Origin of the sequence: Streptomyces amritsarensis (assembly GCF_001953875.1) — a bacterium.
Classification (GTDB): domain Bacteria; phylum Actinomycetota; class Actinomycetes; order Streptomycetales; family Streptomycetaceae; genus Streptomyces; species Streptomyces amritsarensis.
The window spans coordinates 1-14,804 of sequence record NZ_MQUR01000135.1 but is presented as its reverse complement, the minus strand read 5'-3'; the positions used below and the strand labels follow the sequence as shown (position 1 = coordinate 14,804).

The window sequence follows — 14,804 nt, the reverse complement described above, 5'->3', positions numbered from 1 at the left end:
CCGGCACGACACGGAGAGACGATGGGACTGACGGGAAACCCCCAGCACATCACTGACTCCCGGCCCAGTAGACCCCGCCCACCCGAAGCCACCCCGCGCCCCCGCTCCCGCCCCGCCGAGACCCGGCCCCTCGAAGCCACCCCGCCCCGCCACCCCGCCCCGCCACCACCGCCCCGCCGAAATGCCGCCCCCGGGTGCGCGGAGGTGCGTACCCGCCCCTACAGGTAGTCCTCCAGGCGGCCGATCCTGTAGCCCTGTTCCTGGATGCGCTGGAGCATGCGGGTCGTCATCTGGACTTCCGACGCGCCCTTGAGTTCGGACGGGCCGCGGAAGTGGGCCAGGATGATGTCACCGGGCTGCAGGGCGGAGCCCTGGGCGTACTGGAAGTTGTTGATCTGCATCGACACCCGCCACAGGAGGATCGACGAGACACCGCACTCCGAGGCCGCCCGGAGGGTGTCGTCGTTGTAGTTGCCGAAGGGCGGGCGGAAGAGCGGCGGGCGCTGGCCGAAGCGTTTTTCCAGCTTGTCCTGCTGGCCGCATATCTCCTTCTTCTGCGCCTCGAAGGAGAGGGTGCGCAGGTTCGGGTGGGTCAGCGTGTGGTTGTTCACCGTGCTCGCCGAGCCGTTGTCGCGGAGCTTCTCGAAGTGTCCGTAGTCCGACGAGGCGACGCTGTCCGTCAGGAACATGCTGATCGGCAGTTGGAGGTCGGCCGCCATCTTGAGGAACTCGGGGTCCTTCTCCGCGCCGTCGTCGAAGGTCAGGAAGACTATTTTCTCCCCGGCCGGCAGGGGTATTCGGTCTATCACCGGGACCTTGCCCGGGGCCGCCTTCGGGAGCTGCGGCTTCTGGGCGGGCTTCGGCGCGTACTGGACGGGGGCGGTCAGGCCCCACTTCTTGTACGCCTCGTCGGACGCGCCGCCCGGCGCGGGCGCGGGTGAGGACGCAGGCACAGTCGCGGACGCCGTCGGCGTCTGCGACGGCTCCTGCGTCGTCTTGCGGCCCAGCCGTTCGATGGGCTCCACACTCTCCCCGCACCCCGTCAGGGAGAGCGCGAGCGCGCCGGCCGCCAGCGTTCCGGCTACCAACCGGCGCACGTTCCTCACAAGTAGTCCTCCAGGCGGGCCACGGCGTATCCCTTGTCCGTGACGGTCTTCATGACATGACGGATCATGTCAGGCATCGTGCCCTTCCAGTCCTCCTTGCCCCGGAAGTGCGTGAGGATGATGTCACCGGGGTGCAGGTCGCGGTCCCACTCGCGGTAGTCCATGCGGTTCGTGAACGCCTCGGCGTTCCACAGCGGAACCGCCTTGATGCCGCAGGACTTCGCCGCCTTGAGGGTGTCGTCGTTGTAGTTGCCGTACGGGGGCCTGAAGAGGGTCGGCCGCTTGCCGAACGTCTTCTGGATGGTGTCCTGCTGGCCGCAGATCTCCTCGCGCTGCTGCTCGTAGGACAGCCCCGGCATGTAGCGGTGGTTGAGGGTGTGGTTGTTCAGGGTGACGCCGGCGGCCTGCATCTGCTTGAAGTACGGGTAGTTGTCCTTCACCAGGTAGTCGCTGAGGAAGGCCGTGTACGGGATCTTCAGCTCCTGCATCATCTTCAGGAACTCGGGGTCCTTCTCCGAGCCGTCGTCGATGGTCAGGAAGACGACCTTGTCCTCGGTGGGGACGGTGGTGAAGACCGGGGGCAGTTCGTCCTCTTCGTGGTTCCACACCTCGAAGCCGTCGCGCGTGCTGATGTGGGGCTTTTCCTTCGGCGCCGCGGGTGCGGCGAGCGGCACCTTGCGCAGCCCCCACTTCTTCGCCGCCGCGACGCGCGCCTGCTGCAGCGCCTTGGCCTTCTCGGCGGCGCTGAGCGCGCCCGCGGCGCCCGCCTCCGAGCCCTTGGCGGCCTTCGTCTTCTCGGCCTTGTCCGGGGCTCCCGACTGCCCCGAGCCGCACGCCGTGCCGAGGGCGGCTACCAGCAGGGCGGCCACGGCCACCCCGAACCGGCCGCGCGGACCCGCCGCGTACCGGTGACCCAGTTGCGTCTTATCTTCCCTTTGTCCGACTAGCTGCATAGCAGCGCATCCTGGCATCCGACACGCGGGCTTCCGGGACGACACCTCGCGCCGGGCCGCGACGTTCCTCCGACCGGCCCACACGCCCCGTCGCCGACAATGGACCCGTGACCCCCGAAGACTTCGCCGCCCTCCTCACCCCCGAGGGCCGCGCCCTCCTCGACTCGCTCCGCGACCACGACCCCGCCCAGGAGCTGGCCGTCGCCACCCGGCTGCGCCGTGAGCACCCTGCCGGGCTGGTCTCCGCGGCCCTCGGGCAGGCCCGGCTGCGGCAGCGCGCGGTGGCGAAGTTCGGAGCCGAGGACGCCTTCCGAATGTACTTCACCCCCGGCGGCGGCGAGATGGCCACCCGCGCGTCCGTGGCCTCGTACCGGGCCGAGCGGCTCGCGGCCCTCGGCGTGCGCAGCGTCGCCGACCTGTGCTGCGGCATCGGCGGGGACGCCCTCGCCCTGGCCCGGCTCGGCATCCGGGTGCTCGCGGTGGACCGCGACCCGCTGACGGCCGCCGTCGCGCGGGCCAACGCCGAGGTGCTGGGTCTCACGGACCTGATCGAGGTCCGTGAGGCGGATGTGACGGAGGTGGACACCTCCGGCTACGACGCGGTCTTCATCGACCCGGCCCGGCGCGGGGGCCGCGGGCGGATCTTCGATCCGGAGTCCTACTCGCCGCCGCTGTCATGGGCCGTGGAGACGGCCCGTACGGCGAGGTACGCGGCCATCAAGATCGCCCCCGGGATCCCGCACGAGGCGGTCCCCGCGGAGGCCGAGGCCGAGTGGATCTCCGACCAGGGGGACGTCAAGGAGGCCGTGCTGTGGTTCGGGACCGCCCCCGGGACCGTGCGCGCCACCCTGCTCCCCGGGCCGCGGGGGCTGCACACCGCCGATCCGCTGCCCGACCCGGAGGCCGGGCCCGTGGGCCGCTGGCTGTACGAGCCCGACGGCGCCGTGATCCGCGCCCATCTGGTCGCCGAGGTCGCCGCGCAGCTGGACGGCCGGCTCATCGACCCGACCATCGCCTACATCACCGCGGACGAGCTGCGGGCGACGCCGTACGCGACGGCGTACGAGATCACCGACGTGCTGCCCTTCGGTCTGAAGAAGCTGAAGGCCCTGCTGCGCGAGCGCGGGGTCGGGGTGCTGACGGTGAAGAAGCGCGGTTCGGCGATCGAGCCCGAGGAGCTGCGCAAGAAGGTCAAGCCGCAGGGCCCGAACTCGGCGACCGTCTTCCTGACCCGGGTGGCGGGCGCCCCCTCGATGCTGATCGGCGCGCCCGCCGTGCCGCCCGCGGCGCCGCCCGGCCGGTGACATGCCGGAAGCCGATGGGGTCGAAGCCGAGGCGCCGGGCCGACTCCCCGCGGGAGGCCGCCCGCCCGGCGGATCGCCCCGGCGGCTCGGCCGGCTAGGCCCCGTCCGTCTCCACCGACTCGAACCGCCAGCGGTGCACCGCCCGCGTGATCAGGTCGGCGGCCGGTTCGGGCAGCTCGGGCAGGTCCGCCGCGAGCCCCTCGGCCGTCTCCCACCAGGTGATGACCAGGACCCGGTCCCGCGGGGCCCGCAGCACCTCGCGGCGTACCGGGTCCCGGGCGAGGACCTGGGCGCGGGCCCACTCCAGCAGTTCGTTGCCCCGGCCGTCGGCGGCCCGGGCCTCCCACATCAGCGCGACGGTGCTCACGAGTAGAGGTTGTCCTTGCTCAGCTCGTGCACGTGGTCGTGGTCATGCCCGTGGCCGTGGCCGTGCCCGTGGTCGTCGGAGTGGACGTGGGACGTTCCCGGCACGTGCGGGTCCGTGACCGGCAGCGAGGAGTCCGCCGACAGGTCCCAGTCCGAGGCCGGCCGGTTCCGCCTGACCATCTCGGCGCCGAGCGCGGCCACCATCGCCCCGTTGTCCGTGCACAGCTTGGGCCGCGGCACGCGCAGGGTGATGCCGGCGGCGTCGCAGCGCTCCTGGGCGAGCGAGCGCAGCCGCGAGTTGGCCGCCACGCCGCCGCCGATCATGAGGTGGTCGACGCCTTCGTCCTTGCACGCCCGGATGGCCTTGCGCGTCAGGACGTCCACGACGGCCTCCTGGAAGGACGCCGCCACGTCGCGCACCGGGACCTCCTCGCCCGCGTTCCGCTTCGCCTCGATCCAGCGGGCGACGGCCGTCTTGAGCCCCGAGAAGGAGAAGTCGTACGCGGGGTCGCGCGAGCCCGTCAGGCCGCGCGGGAAGTTGATCGCCTTCGGGTCGCCCTCCTTCGCGAGCCGGTCGATGACCGGGCCGCCGGGGAAGCCCAGCTGGAGCACGCGCGCGATCTTGTCGAAGGCCTCGCCCGCGGCGTCGTCGATGGTCGCGCCGAGCGGTCGTACGTCCGAGGTGATGTCGGGGGCCAGGAGCAGCGAGGAGTGCCCGCCGGACACCAGGAGCGCCATCGTCGGCTCGGGCAGCGGGCCGTGCTCCAGCTGGTCGACGCAGATGTGCGAGGCCAGGTGGTTGACGCCGTACAGGGGCTTGCCCAGGGCGTACGCGTAGGCCTTGGCGGCCGAGGTGCCCACCAGCAGCGCCCCGGCGAGGCCGGGGCCGGCCGTGACGGCGATGCCGTCGAGGTCGCGGGCGCTGACGCCGGCTTCCTTCAGGGCGCGTTCGATGGTGGGGACCATCGCCTCCAGGTGGGCCCGCGAGGCCACTTCGGGCACGACGCCGCCGAAGCGGGCGTGCTCGTCGACGCTCGACGCGATCGCGTCCGCGAGGAGGGTGGTTCCGCGGACGACGCCGACGCCGGTCTCGTCGCAGGACGTCTCGATGCCGAGGACGAGCGGTTCGTCAGCCATTGCTCTCACTGCTCTCAGTTCGTGCTTGTGCGGGGTCGGTCAGTCGCATGACGAGCGCGTCGACGTTGCCCGGCTGGTAGTAGCCGCGCCGGAAGCCGATGGGCTCGAAGCCGAAGCGCTCGTAGAGCTTCTGGGCGCGCGTGTTGTCGACGCGCACCTCCAGCAGCACCTCGGCGCATTCGAACGCGGTGGCGGCGCGCAGCAGGTCGGTCAGGAGCCGGGCGCCGAGCCCGGTCCCCCACTGGTCGCGGGCGGCCGCGATGGTCTGTACGTCGGCCAGGTCGCCGGCGGCGGCCAGTCCGGCGTAGCCGACGATGCGGCCGTCGGGTGTCTCGGCGACGACGTAGCGTCGGGTGGCCTGCGGGCCGCGCGCGTGGGCCAGTTCGGACCAGAACATCCCGGCGGACCAGGCGTCCTCGGGGAAGAGGTCGTGTTCCAGTTCCAGCACCGGTGCGATGTCCCACCAGCGCATCTCGCGCAGAACCGTATCGGCCGTGGTCACTGCGGGGTGACCACCTTGTAGTTCTTGGGCACCTGGGCGTCGGGGCGGCGCAGGTAGAGCGGGGTCGGGGGGAGGAAGGCCGCGCCCGCGGCCAGCCGTTCCGCCGCCAGGGAGGCCAGTGCGGCGGCCGACTGGTGCTCGGGGCCCCGCACGTCGGGGAACACCTCCGGGTACAGGAGTGCGCCCTGGCCCACCGCGGGCACTCCCGCGACCTGCTCGGCGATGTCCGCGGGGCGGTCCACGCGGGGCTCGCCGACGCGCGTGCGGGGGTCCTCGTAGCGTGCCCAGTAGACCTCCTTGCGCCGCGCGTCGGTGGCGACGGTGAAGGGGCCCTCGATCCCGGCGGTGCCGGCGGCGTAGGCGAGTCCGTCGAGCGTGCACAGGCCGTGGACGGGCACGCCCAGTACGGCGGCGAAGGTGGAGGCGGTGACGAGGCCGACGCGCAGTCCGGTGTAGGGGCCGGGGCCGACGCCGACGACGATGCCGGTGATCGCGTCGAGCTTCAGGCCGGCCTCGGCGAGGACGCGGTCCACGGAGGGGATCAGCAGCTCCCCGTGGCGGCGGGCGTCGACCTGGTCGGACTCGGCGAGGACGGACTCGCCGTCGTGCAGGGCGACGGTGACGGCGGGCGTGGCGGTATCTACAGCGAGCAAGAGCACGCGAACAGCCTACGACTCCGGCGGCCGGGCCCCTTGCGCCCGGTCGTGGAGCGGGGCGGCTGCTACCTTTCGACCGAGGGATCACCAGGGATCACGTCAGCGCGGAGAGGTGGAGCAAGGTGGCACGCAGCAGCTCGGGAATCGTGGCCGGGCTCACCGCCGCGGCGATCGCAGCCGTCGGCTTCCTCGGCTACCAGGCCTCCGCGACGGCGCCGGCCCATCCCCCGAAGGCGGCGGCGCAGGAGCCTGCCCCGGCGGCGAGTCCGGCGGCCGCGGGCAAGCAGGATCCGGCGAAGCCGGTGGCGGTGCCCGAGGGTTCGGGGACCGGGGTGCGCGTCGTGTACTCGTTGGGCCAGAAGCGGGTGTGGCTGGTCGGGGACGCCGCGCAGCAGCCGCAGCAGCCGAGGTCGTTCGTGGTGGTGCCGAGCACGGTGCACCCGAAGCCGGGCACCTACCTCGTCGGTTCGCGCTCGGGGTCGGTGACGGGCTCGGACGGGGTGCCGATCGAGCACGTGGTCCGGTTCGCCACCCAGGAGGGTGTGGCGGTCGGTTTCAGTGCCCGGGTGGACGGGACGACGCCGGATCCCGACCCGAACAAGAAGACCGGCGGCATCCGCATGTCGCGCGCCGACGGCGATGCGATGTGGGCGTTCGCGACGATCAATTCCAAGGTCGTCGTCGTTCCCTGACGGGGCGCGCCTCCTTCACCCGTACGGGCGACCGGCCGACGCCGGGGCCGCACGGTAAGAGTCCTTCGGGCGCCTCTCGGGTGCCTTTCAGGCCGCTTCGGACTCCGGAGCGGCCTGTTCGCGTACGGCGTCCTCGGGCTCGCCCTCGCGCGGTGCGCGTTCGTCGCGCGAGGGCGGCGTGGAGACGGCGGTGGCGGCCGCGCCGGCGGCCAGCAGCGCGTGCATGGAGACGGCGGACGGGCGGGGGTGGCGCTGTGCTCCTGCTGGTGCCGACATGGCTGCCTCCTGGACCCCGGGACGCCGTACTTAGGCATACCTAAGAAACTCTCGGTACCATGTCATCACGAGGGTTGCCGCCAACGCAATATCTTGCCGACGAGTTGTCGGCACGTTTACTCCGAGAGCGCTCCGGCCAGGGCTTCGAGCCCCGCTCCGGCGTCCCAGCGCGCTCCGACCCCGCGCACCGAGACCTCGCGTACGTCGTCCAGGACCTCCTCGTGGCCGACGGCCCGCGCGATCACCACGTGCAGCCTGTCGTCGGAGAGCTCCTCGACCTTGCCGTCGCCCCACTCGACGACGACCACGGACTCGGGCAGCGAGACGTCGAGGTCCAGGTCCTCCATCTCCTCCAGCCCGCCGCCCAGGCGGTACGCGTCCACGTGCACCAGCGCCGGCCCGCCGGTCAGCGAGGGGTGGACGCGGGCGATCACGAAGGTCGGCGAGGTCACGGCCCCGCGCACGCCCAGCCCCTCGCCCAGGCCCCGGGTCAGCGTCGTCTTGCCCGCGCCCAGCTCACCGGTCAGCAGGACAAGGTCGCCGGGGCGCAGCAGGCCGGCGATCCGGCGGCCCAACTCCTGCATCGCCCGGGGGGAGTCGACGGTGATCCGGGTCTGCGCGCCGCGCTCGGACTCAGCTTCCGGTGCCTGGCTGCGCTGTGCTTCCAGCGGTACTTCTTCCATGCGCGCCAACGTTAGTCGCTACCGGGACCGGCACCGTCCCGGTGCGGGCCAGCAGCTCGGTCAGCAGCCGCGTCACGGTCTCGGGGCGCTCCAGCATCATCAGGTGCCCGGTGGACTCCAGGACGACGAGTTCGGCGGCGGGCAGCACGTCCTTGATGGCCGTGCTGTGCCCCGGCGGGGTGATCATGTCCTTGTCCCCGGCGACGACGGTGACCGGGATGCCGGCGAACTGCTGGAGCGCGGCGGTCTTGTCGTGGGTCTGGAAGGCCGGGTAGAACTCCGCGACGACGTCGATCGGGGTGGCCTCGATGAGCCGCTCCGCGAAGCGGGCGACGCCCGGGTCGACGTCCCTGGAGCCGAACGAATACATCTTGATCATGCCTGCGAAGAGGTCCGCGGTGGCCCGGCGGCCCTTCTCGACGAGTTCGACCTGCGATCCGAGCGCCTTCAGCACACCCGGCAGGATCCGTCGCACGGCGCCCATGCCGGCGGCGGGCAGCCCGTACGTCACCTCGTCGAGGCGGCCGCTGGAGGTGCCGACCAGGGCCACGCCGACGACGCGGTCGCGCACGAGGTCGGGGTACTGCTCGGCGAATCCCATGATGGTCATTCCGCCCATCGAGTGACCCACCAGGATCAGCGGGCCCTCGGGTGCGGCGGCGTCGATGACGGCCTTCAGGTCCCGGCCGAGCTGCTCCATGGTGAGCGGTTCGCCGTCCGCCTGGGCCAGGCCGCGTGCGCTGCGCCCGTGGCTGCGCTGGTCCCAGTAGACGGCGCGGACCACTCCGCGCAGGGCCGCCCGCTGGAAGTGCCAGGAGTCCTGGGCGAGGCAGTAGCCGTGGCAGAAGACCACGGTGGCGGGGGGTTCGGCCCTGCGCCGCAGTCGGCGCCGCTTGCCCTCCTCGGGGAGTTCGTCGACCTCGTAGTAGAGCTCGGTGGCGTCCTCGGCCCGGCAGGTCCCCTCGGTGCCGCGCAGGGAGCCGTAGTCGCCTGCGGCGTCGAGGGCCAGGCGGGCCTTCATGCGCATGCCGCGGCCGACGGTGATCCGCTCGACCGCGACACCGGCCGCCGCACCCGCGGCTATCACGCCGATGGCGGCGCCGGCCCAGCCGGCCCTGCGCCAGTTCTCGCTCACGCCGCCGCCCTCACTCCGTTCAGCCGCCCAGGTACACCCGGGGCACGCGTCCACCGATACGGGTGACGATCTCATACGCGATCGTGTGCGCCGCTTGTGCCCAGTCCTCGGCGGAGGGTTCACCGCGTTCCGCGTCGCCGAAGATGACGACCTCGTCGCCGACGCGGGCCTGGTCCTCGCCCAGGTCGACCACGAACTGGTCCATGGCGACGCGTCCGGCGACGTGGCGGACCGTGCCGCCGACGAGGACCGGGCCGGCCCCGGAGGCGTGGCGGGGGATGCCGTCGGCGTAGCCGGCCGGGACCAGCGCGAGGCTCGTCTCGCCGCTGGTGACGTAGTGGTGGCCGTAGCTCACCCCGTGCCCGGCGGGGACGGTCTTGACCAGCGCGAGGGAGGCCTTGAGGGTCATCGCGGGCCGCAGGCCGAGCTGGGCCGGGGTGCCGAGCTCGGGCGCCGGCGAGACCCCGTAGACGGCCAGCCCGCAGCGCACCAGATCGTAGTGGGACTCGGGCAGGGTGAGGGTGGCGGGCGAGTTGGCGATGTGCCGGACCTCGGGCTCGACGCCCTCCTTCTCGGCGTAGGCGAGCATCTCGCGGAAGGCGTCGAGCTGGAGCCTGATCGAGGGGTGGCCGGGCTCGTCGGCGCAGGCGAAGTGCGACCAGAGGCCGGTGACCTTGACGGTGCCCTCGGCCTGGGCGGCGACGGCCGCCCCGACCAGGGCCTCCCAGTCGGCGGGCTGGCAGCCGCCCCGGCCGAGGCCGGTGTCGGCCTTGAGCTGGATGCGTGCGGTGCGGCCGGCCGCGCGGGCGGCCTCGCGCACCTCGTCGAGGGCCCACATCCCGCTGACGGAGACGTCCAGGTCGGCTTCGACGGCCTCCCGCCAGGGCCCGCCGGGGGTCCACAGCCAGCACATGATGCGGCCTTCGATGCCGGCGGCGCGCAGCGCGAGGGCCTCGTCGGGGGTGGCGGTCCCGAGCCAGGCGGCGCCGGCCTCCTGGGCGGCCCTGGCGCACTCCACCGCCCCGTGCCCGTAGGCGTTCGCCTTGACGACGGCCATCAACTCGGCCCGGGGCGCCCGCTCGCGCAGTGCGCGCACGTTCTCCCGTACGGCGTCAAGATCAATCTCGGCGTACACGCGCGTCGGTGTCTCGTTCATCGCCCACAGTCTCTCAGAATCCCCGCCGCGCCCTGGTGCGGGCGCCCGAAGAGGCAGGCCCTTCTCCGTTTCCCGTGCTCCGCCCCGGCCCGCGGTCGGGGCCCGCAGGTCAGGGGTGGGTCGCGTCCCGCCAGGCGGCGGGGAGGGCTTCGGCCACCTGTTGGGCCAGCAGGGGGCCGCCGGTGCGGCGGGCCGCCAGGCCGTGGAGATACGCGCCCACCGCGCCGGCGTCGGCCCCGGACAGGCCGCCCGCCAGGAGGGATCCGGCCAGTCCGGAGAGCACGTCACCGCTGCCCGCGGTGGCCAGCCACGGCGTTCCCGTCGGGTTCACCCGGACGGGTCGGCCGCCGGCGGAGGCGACCAGCGTCGTCGAGCCCTTCAGCAGGACCGCCGCCCCGTACCGCTCCGCCAGCCGCCGTACGGCCGCCAGCCGGCCCGCCTCCACCGACTCCCGCGACACTCCGAGCAGCGCCGCCGCCTCCCCGGCGTGCGGGGTCAGCAGGGTCGGGGCGGTCCGGGCGCGCAGCACCGCCGGGTCCAGGCCGCGCAGCCCGTCGGCGTCGACCAGTACGGCCGTGTCCTGCGCGAGCAGGTCGGCCACCTCTCCGGCGCGCCCCTCCCCCAGGCCCGGGCCGATCACCCACGCCTGTACCCGGCCGGGGCCGATCAGCGTCTCGGGGTGGCGCGCCAGGACGGAGTCGGCCGCCGGACCGACGTAGCGGACCGCGCCCGCGCCGCCGCGCAGGGCTCCCGCGACGGCCAGCACCGCCGCTCCCGGGTACTGGGCCGATCCGGCGACGATCCCGACGACGCCGCGCCGGTACTTGTCGCTCGACGCCGTCGGCTCCGGCAGCAGCCCCGCCACGTCCGCGTGCTGGAGGGCCTCCACCTCGGGCTCCGGCAGCTCCAGTCCGATGTCCACGAGGTGCAGCGCGCCCGCCCGGGAAGCCCCGGGGTCGATCAGCAGACCCGGTTTGTACGCCCCGAAGGTCACCGTCACCTCGGCGGTGACGGCCGGCCCCGCCACCTCACCGGTGTCGGCGTCCACGCCGCTGGGCAGGTCCACGGCGACCACGGGCACGCCCGGCGGGATCCGCTCGACGAGGGCGGCGGCCGCGGGCCGCAGCCCGCCCCGCCCGCCGATCCCGAGCAGCCCGTCGACCACCAGGTCCGCCCGCTGCGGCAGGGTCCCCGCCGCCCGCCCTCCGGCGGCCCGCAGCGCGGCCAGGCCGCCCGCGTGCATCCGTTCGGGGTCCATCGGCACGGCCGTCACCGCGGCCCCGCGGCGCGCCAGGCGCGCGCCGGCGTACAGGGCGTCGCCGCCGTTGTCCCCCGGGCCGACGAGCAGCACGACACGTGCCCCGTAGACCCGGCCGCGGCGCCGCCGGAGCAGGCCCGCGCACACGGCGGCCAGCCCGGCCGCCGCACGCTGCATCAGGGCGCCCTCCGGCAGCCGGGCCATCAGCTCCCGTTCGGCGGCCCGTACGGTCTCCACGCTGTAAGCAGTACGCATGGGTCAACCCTCCGCGATCACCACCGCGGAGGCCACACCGGCGTCGTGGCTCAGCGAGAGGTGCCAGGACTTCACACCCAGCGCCTGGGCCCGCGCCAGCACCGTGCCGGACACCCGCAGGCGGGGCTGCCCGGTGTCCTCCACGTAGACCTCCGCGTCGGTCCACAGCAGGCCGGCGGGCGCGCCGAGCGCCTTGGCCAGCGCCTCCTTGGCGGCGAACCGCGCGGCGAGCGAGGCGGTCCCGCGCCGCTCGCCGCTCGGCAGTGTCAGCTCGGCGTCGACGAACAGCCGCCCGGCCAGGCCCGGGGTGCGCTCCAGCGCCGCCCCGAACCGTTCGATCTCCGCCACATCGATCCCGACGCCGACAATCACAAGGCCTACCCCACTACCCGACTACTCCACGGTCACGGACTTTGCGAGGTTACGCGGCTGGTCCACCTCGTTGCCGCGGGCCGTGGCCAGTTCGCAGGCGAACACCTGGAGCGGCACCGTCGCCACCAGCGGCTGGAGCAGCGTGGGCGTCGCCGGGATGCGGATCAGGTGGTCCGCGTACGGGACGACCGCCTCGTCGCCCTCCTCCGCGATCACGATGGTCCGCGCTCCGCGCGCGCGGATCTCCTGGATGTTCGACACGATCTTGTCGTGGAGCACGGAGCGGCCGCGCGGCGAGGGGACGACCACGACCACCGGCAGGTCCTTCTCGATGAGCGCGATCGGCCCGTGCTTGAGCTCGCCCGCCGCGAAGCCCTCGGCGTGCATGTACGCCAGCTCCTTGAGCTTGAGCGCGCCCTCCAGCGCCACCGGGTAGCCGACGTGCCGTCCCAGGAAGAGCACGGTGTTCTTGTCGGCGAGGGACCGTGCGAGCGCCCGTACCGGCTCCATGGTCTCCAGGACGGTGTCCACGGCGGCGGCGATGTCCGACAGCTCGCGGATCACCGCCTCGATCTCGTCCCCCCACTTGGTGCCGCGGACCTGCCCGAGGTACAGCGCGACGAGGTAGCAGGCCACCAGCTGGGTGAGGAAGGCCTTGGTCGAGGCGACGGCGACCTCGGGCCCGGCGTGCGTGTAGAGCACGGCGTCCGATTCGCGCGGGATCGTCGACCCGTTCGTGTTGCAGACGGCCAGCACCTTGGCGCCCTGCTCGCGTGCGTGGCGCAGCGCCATCAGGGTGTCCATGGTCTCGCCGGACTGCGAGATGGCGACCACCAGCGTCCGCTGGTCCAGGATCGGGTCGCGGTAGCGGAACTCGCTGGCCAGCTCCGTCTCGCACGGGATGCGGGTCCAGTGCTCGATGGCCAGCTTGGCGATCATGCCCGCGTGGTAGGCCGTGCCGCAGGCGACGATCACGACCTTGTCGACCTCCCTGAGCACCGAGACGGGGATGCGCACCTCGTCCAGGCTCAGCGAGCCGCTCGCGTCGATCCTGCCCAGGAGGGTGTCGGCGACGGCCTTCGGCTGCTCGGCGATCTCCTTGAGCATGAAGTAGTCGTATCCGCCCTTCTCGGCCGCGGAGGCGTCCCAGTCCACGTGGTAGGCCCGCACGGAGGCGGCCGAGCCGTCGAAGTTGGTCACCGTGACCCCTTCGCGGCGCAGTTCCACGACCTGGTCCTGTCCGAGCTCGATCGCGGACCGCGTGTGGGCGATGAACGCGGCCACGTCCGAGGCGAGGAAGTTCTCCCCCTCGCCGACGCCCACCACCAGGGGGGAGTTGCGGCGGGCGCCGACCACCACGTCCGGTTCGTCGGCGTGCACGGCCACCAGGGTGAAGGCGCCTTCGAGGCGCCGGCACACCTGCCGCATGGCCTCGGCGAGGTCGCCGGCGGCCGAGAACTGCTCGGCCAGCAGGTGCGCGACGACCTCGGTGTCGGTCTCGGAATCCAGTCGGTGTCCGCGCTCGGCGAGCTCGGCGCGGAGCGCGGCGAAGTTCTCGATGATGCCGTTGTGGACGACGGCCACGCGCCCCGAGTTGTCGAGGTGCGGGTGGGCGTTGGCGTCGGTGGGCCCGCCGTGGGTCGCCCACCGGGTGTGCCCGAGTCCCGTGGAACCGGTCGGCAGCGGGTGCGCGACGAGTTCCTTCTCCAGATTGACGAGCTTGCCGGCCTTCTTGGCGGCGGCCAGGCTGCCGTCTGCGAGTACGGCGACCCCTGCCGAGTCGTAGCCGCGGTACTCCAGTCGCTTGAGTCCGGCGATGACCACATCGAGCGCAGACTGCGCTCCCACGTAACCCACGATTCCGCACATAGGGCGCAGCGTACGCCGTGGCCGGCCCTCTGCCCCGTAGCCGAACCAGACGAAAACCCCGCCCCGGCGCATGGGCCGGGGCGGGGTTGACGGTGCGTCGGACGGTGCTCAGCCGAGCTTCTTCACCTGGGTGTCGACGACGTCCTTCGGCTGCTCCGCGGCGCCCGTGAGGCTCAGGGCCGAGAAGGTCGCGAGGGTGTTGCCCTTGCGCACGACCACGAGCTGCGTGGTCAACGTCTCGCCGTCCGCCTCACCCGTCACGGTGTACGCGAGGGCCTCGTCCCCCGCGGTGACGGCAGCGCCCGGCGCCACCTTCGTGATCTTGAGGGAGTCGCCGGCCTGGCTGCCCGTGTAGCCGCCGGCGCAGGCCGTGCCCGCCGTCTTGAGGGAGGCGAAGGCCTCCGTGGCGCCCTTGCCCTCGTACGAGGCGAGGTAGACCGAGGTGGCCGTGCCGCCCAGGGCGTCCAGGCCGGCCTTGAGCTTGTCCTCGGGGCTGGCGTCGGCGGCGGGCGCCTTGCCCTTGACGACGGCGCGGGTCCCGGCCGTGCCGGCGGCGGTGCCGACGGCGTTCATGGACTGGGCCGACACCAGCGGCTGGCACTCCGGCTTGTCGCTCTTGGCGCCGGCGGCACCGGCGGTCTCGGCCGCGGTGGGCGCCTTGACCACGTGGTTGGGCAGGTCGGCCTGGACCACGAGCACGCCTTCCAGCTCCGCGCTCGTCTTCGCCTTGGCGGCCGGGGCTGCCGATGTCGCGGCGGCCTCGGACGGCTTGGCGTCGGCCTTGGTGTCCGCCTTGTCGGTGCCGCAGGCGGTGGCCAGCAGGACCATGGACACCGCGGACGCGGTCATGACAGAACGACGGACGAAAGCGTTACGCACGAGAAGACTCCCCCACAAGCAATGACGGCAACGGCACGCAGGAACGGCACCCGCGCGGCGGGCGCTGCTCGAAAACTGCTGTAGGGGGCAATCTACAGAGGCAAACGATCAGCATCCTTCGAATTCTCACAGCCGAGCCACATCGTGATCGTCGCGAGACCGTGGCGTTCCCGCCGGTGGCGGCTCCCGTCCGGTGACGTCCGGG

16 protein-coding genes are annotated in these 14,804 nt (G+C 73.0%); 2 read left to right on the top strand and 14 right to left on the bottom strand.

Annotated features, from left to right (window positions below; genetic code table 11):
• Nucleotides 1-218: 218 nt before the first annotated feature.
• Complete coding sequence (locus AVW11_RS33165) at nucleotides 219-1,088, bottom strand: polysaccharide deacetylase family protein (protein WP_078094920.1); 870 nt, start codon at nucleotides 1,086-1,088, stop codon at nucleotides 219-221.
• Nucleotides 1,089-1,102: 14 nt separating this feature from the next.
• Nucleotides 1,103-1,981 (bottom strand): polysaccharide deacetylase family protein, encoded by an 879-nt coding sequence (locus AVW11_RS33160; RefSeq protein ID WP_030842753.1) that lies wholly within the window; start codon nucleotides 1,979-1,981, stop codon nucleotides 1,103-1,105.
• Nucleotides 1,982-2,166: 185 nt separating this feature from the next.
• Here AVW11_RS33160 and AVW11_RS33155 point away from each other — a divergent pair, with 185 nt between their 5' ends.
• Nucleotides 2,167-3,363 carry a class I SAM-dependent methyltransferase gene (locus AVW11_RS33155; RefSeq protein WP_030842750.1) on the top strand — a complete coding sequence of 399 codons (1,197 nt, stop codon included), beginning with the start codon at nucleotides 2,167-2,169 and terminating at the stop codon, nucleotides 3,361-3,363.
• A 94-nt stretch (nucleotides 3,364-3,457) separates the two neighbouring features.
• Here AVW11_RS33155 and AVW11_RS33150 read toward each other — a convergent pair whose 3' ends face one another.
• Genes AVW11_RS33150 through tsaB form a run of 4 tightly spaced genes read right to left on the bottom strand, consistent with a single transcriptional unit; the run spans nucleotide 3,458 to nucleotide 6,027 of the window.
• Nucleotides 3,458-3,730, bottom strand: a complete 273-nt coding sequence (locus tag AVW11_RS33150) for a hypothetical protein (RefSeq protein WP_240528328.1) — start codon at nucleotides 3,728-3,730, stop codon at nucleotides 3,458-3,460.
• On the bottom strand, nucleotides 3,727-4,866 hold the full coding sequence (tsaD, locus tag AVW11_RS33145; protein WP_076046879.1) for a tRNA (adenosine(37)-N6)-threonylcarbamoyltransferase complex transferase subunit TsaD: 1,140 nt from the start codon (nucleotides 4,864-4,866) through the stop codon (nucleotides 3,727-3,729). The genes AVW11_RS33150 and tsaD overlap by 4 nt, the downstream gene beginning before the upstream one ends.
• Nucleotides 4,859-5,338 carry a ribosomal protein S18-alanine N-acetyltransferase gene (rimI, locus tag AVW11_RS33140; protein ID WP_030842742.1) on the bottom strand — a complete coding sequence of 160 codons (480 nt, stop codon included), beginning with the start codon at nucleotides 5,336-5,338 and terminating at the stop codon, nucleotides 4,859-4,861. Before rimI ends, tsaD begins: the two co-directional genes overlap by 8 nt.
• Before the next feature lie 26 nt (nucleotides 5,339-5,364).
• Nucleotides 5,365-6,027 (bottom strand): tRNA (adenosine(37)-N6)-threonylcarbamoyltransferase complex dimerization subunit type 1 TsaB, encoded by a 663-nt coding sequence (gene tsaB, locus AVW11_RS33135; protein ID WP_076046878.1) that lies wholly within the window; start codon nucleotides 6,025-6,027, stop codon nucleotides 5,365-5,367.
• Nucleotides 6,028-6,146: 119 nt separating this feature from the next.
• Between tsaB and AVW11_RS33130 the strand changes: the two genes are divergently transcribed.
• Entirely contained in the window at nucleotides 6,147-6,716 is a 570-nt protein-coding gene (locus AVW11_RS33130; protein ID WP_076046877.1) for a hypothetical protein, read from the top strand.
• Nucleotides 6,717-6,803: 87 nt separating this feature from the next.
• Here AVW11_RS33130 and AVW11_RS33125 read toward each other — a convergent pair whose 3' ends face one another.
• The 8 genes from AVW11_RS33125 to AVW11_RS33090 form a co-directional block, all read right to left on the bottom strand.
• Nucleotides 6,804-6,992 (bottom strand): hypothetical protein, encoded by a 189-nt coding sequence (locus tag AVW11_RS33125; RefSeq protein ID WP_063834917.1) that lies wholly within the window; start codon nucleotides 6,990-6,992, stop codon nucleotides 6,804-6,806.
• 116 nt (nucleotides 6,993-7,108) lie between these two features.
• Nucleotides 7,109-7,675 carry a tRNA (adenosine(37)-N6)-threonylcarbamoyltransferase complex ATPase subunit type 1 TsaE gene (tsaE, locus tag AVW11_RS33120; RefSeq protein ID WP_324604424.1) on the bottom strand — a complete coding sequence of 189 codons (567 nt, stop codon included), beginning with the start codon at nucleotides 7,673-7,675 and terminating at the stop codon, nucleotides 7,109-7,111.
• Nucleotides 7,626-8,885 carry an alpha/beta fold hydrolase gene (locus tag AVW11_RS33115; RefSeq protein WP_078094918.1) on the bottom strand — a complete coding sequence of 420 codons (1,260 nt, stop codon included), beginning with the start codon at nucleotides 8,883-8,885 and terminating at the stop codon, nucleotides 7,626-7,628. The genes tsaE and AVW11_RS33115 overlap by 50 nt, the downstream gene beginning before the upstream one ends.
• Nucleotides 8,830-9,966 (bottom strand): alanine racemase, encoded by a 1,137-nt coding sequence (alr, locus tag AVW11_RS33110; RefSeq protein ID WP_030842727.1) that lies wholly within the window; start codon nucleotides 9,964-9,966, stop codon nucleotides 8,830-8,832. The genes AVW11_RS33115 and alr overlap by 56 nt, the downstream gene beginning before the upstream one ends.
• 109 nt (nucleotides 9,967-10,075) lie before the next feature.
• Complete coding sequence (locus AVW11_RS33105) at nucleotides 10,076-11,479, bottom strand: bifunctional ADP-dependent NAD(P)H-hydrate dehydratase/NAD(P)H-hydrate epimerase (protein WP_060179577.1); 1,404 nt, start codon at nucleotides 11,477-11,479, stop codon at nucleotides 10,076-10,078.
• A gap of 3 nt (nucleotides 11,480-11,482) precedes the next feature.
• Nucleotides 11,483-11,851 (bottom strand): holo-ACP synthase, encoded by a 369-nt coding sequence (locus AVW11_RS33100; protein WP_030842721.1) that lies wholly within the window; start codon nucleotides 11,849-11,851, stop codon nucleotides 11,483-11,485.
• Between the two features lie 21 nt (nucleotides 11,852-11,872).
• Nucleotides 11,873-13,720 carry a glutamine--fructose-6-phosphate transaminase (isomerizing) gene (gene glmS / locus AVW11_RS33095; protein WP_030842718.1) on the bottom strand — a complete coding sequence of 616 codons (1,848 nt, stop codon included), beginning with the start codon at nucleotides 13,718-13,720 and terminating at the stop codon, nucleotides 11,873-11,875.
• Nucleotides 13,721-13,828: 108 nt separating this feature from the next.
• Nucleotides 13,829-14,569, bottom strand: coding sequence for a hypothetical protein (locus AVW11_RS33090; RefSeq protein ID WP_051699720.1), 741 nt, complete (start codon nucleotides 14,567-14,569; stop codon nucleotides 13,829-13,831).
• Nucleotides 14,570-14,804 lie beyond the last annotated feature (235 nt).